This window comes from Dyella subtropica, assembly GCF_026283965.1.
GTDB classification, from domain to species: Bacteria; Pseudomonadota; Gammaproteobacteria; order Xanthomonadales; family Rhodanobacteraceae; genus Dyella_D; species Dyella_D subtropica.
Genome location: NZ_JAPDPD010000042.1, coordinates 1 through 1,798, shown reverse-complemented (window position 1 = coordinate 1,798; position 1,798 = coordinate 1). Strand labels below are relative to the sequence as shown.

At 64.3% G+C, this 1,798-nt stretch carries 2 protein-coding genes; both read left to right on the top strand.

Features of this window, described 5'->3' with window-relative positions:
• Positions 1 to 120 precede the first annotated feature (120 nt).
• Entirely contained in the window at positions 121 to 1,302 is a 1,182-nt protein-coding gene (locus OUZ45_RS20735; protein ID WP_266172233.1) for a methyl-accepting chemotaxis protein, read from the top strand.
• A gap of 39 nt (positions 1,303 to 1,341) precedes the next feature.
• Entirely contained in the window at positions 1,342 to 1,647 is a 306-nt protein-coding gene (locus tag OUZ45_RS20730) for an STAS domain-containing protein (RefSeq protein ID WP_266172232.1), read from the top strand.
• Positions 1,648 to 1,798: the final 151 nt, after the last annotated feature.

The window sequence follows — 1,798 nt, the reverse complement described above, 5'->3', positions numbered from 1 at the left end:
GCGCCAGGCGGTGGCGCGCGGCTTGACCTGACGGCCAGTCAGGCGCTGCGCCACGCACCACCGCCTGGCGCGCCTAGCGACTCAACGCGAGCTACGGGGAGATCTTAAATAGGCTCTTACATGTCTGCCATTCCCGCCCCGTCCATGCCGCGCCTGCCGCTCGGCCTCACTGCCAGCGCGGCAGCGCTCCTTCTATGCCTGCTGTGGCAGCCCGTATGGCTGGCGCCGCTGGTCATCGTCGCGCTCACCGGCGTGTGGATCGTGGAGCAGCGGCGCAGCCCGGTCAGGATCGTGACCGTTGCACCGCCGCAGGCCGATACGGCACCTGTTCGCGAAGCGCTGGAAGATGTCCGCGAAGCGCTGGTCGATGAAATGGGCCATGCCACGCGCGAATTGCATCAGGCGTTGGACTTGCTGCGCGATGCGGTGCTGGAGCTGGGCGGCGGCTTTGATGGCTTGTCGCGGAAAACCGGCCTGCAGCAGTCCTTGCTGAAGCAGATCATCGACGTGCAGAACGGTGGCGTCTCCGTGCAGGACTTTGCGGCGCGCACCGGCGATCTGCTGGAGCATTTCGTGGGCTTGATCGTGCAGCTGTCGCGCGAAAGCCTTCGCATCGTCTACCGCATCGACGGCATGGCCAAGGAAATGGATGCGGTGTTCGGCCTGCTGAAGAACGTGAACACCATCGCCGAGGAAACCAATCTGCTGGCGCTGAATGCCTCGATCGAGGCGGCGCGCGCCGGTGAGGCCGGTCGCGGGTTCGCGGTGGTGGCGGGGGAAATCCGCAACTTGGCCAGTCATTCCAACCAGTTCAACGAACAGATCGGCAGCCACGTTGAGCGCGCCCGCGCCGCAATGGAGCAACTGCGCGGCCTGGTCGGCACCATGGCCTCGCAGGATTTGAACGTGGCGCTTTCCACCAAGGGCGGCATCGACGCGATGATGGCTCACATCACCGAAAGCGACGCACGCACCAGCGCCGTGGCCGACCAGGTGGTCGAGATCAATCGCGGCCTGGGTAGCGACGTGTCCACCACCATTCGCTCGCTGCAGTTCGAGGACATTCTCAGCCAGCTGATCAACCAGACGCGTACGCGCCTGGTCGATCTGCAGGAAGTCACGACTGAGTGCACGCGCGACATCGAAGAGCTTGCCTGTGCCGACATGGACGCCGCTGCACTGGCGAATCATGCGCAACGGATACGTGCGCGGCTTTCCGTGCAGCGTGAAAAGGCGCGGCTGCGTGCGCGCGGCCCGGCCCTGCAGAACTCGATGGATGCGGGCGAGATCGAACTTTTTTAAGTCACGGCCCCGACAGAGCCAATACGGAGAAGCACGGCCATGAGCCTGACCATTCATCACGACACCGAACACGATTGCCTGACCCTGCAACTAGGGGAGCGCTTCGACTTTTCCGTGCATCGGGATTTCCACGACGCCTGCCTCGGCGGCCGTGCACCGGCGCGCAGCTACGTGATCGACCTGGGCGACGTGGGCAGCATGGACAGCTCCGCGCTGGGCATGTTGCTGTTGCTGCGTGAGCATGCGGGTGGCGAGCGCTCGGAGATTCGCATCGTCAATGCCGGCAGCGAGCTGCGCGGTACGTTGCGCGTGGCGGGGTTCGATAAGTTGTTTGTGTTGCACTGAGCGGCGTTTTCGGCTGCGATCATTAGAGGCTGTCGCAAGGGCTTACCCCTCCCCAACCCTCCCCTGTCCCACGGGACTAGCTTCGCGTCGCAAGCAAGGGAGGGAGCAGGTCGTTGCGAGCTTCTAGCTCCTCCCCTTGCTTGCGACGCGA

Coding starts and splice junctions, on each gene's coding strand:
- OUZ45_RS20735 (WP_266172233.1), top strand. CDS start 121: ATGTCTGCCATTCCCGCCCCGTCCATGCCGCGCCTGCCGCTCGGCCTC.
- OUZ45_RS20730 (WP_266172232.1), top strand. CDS start 1,342: ATGAGCCTGACCATTCATCACGACACCGAACACGATTGCCTGACCCTG.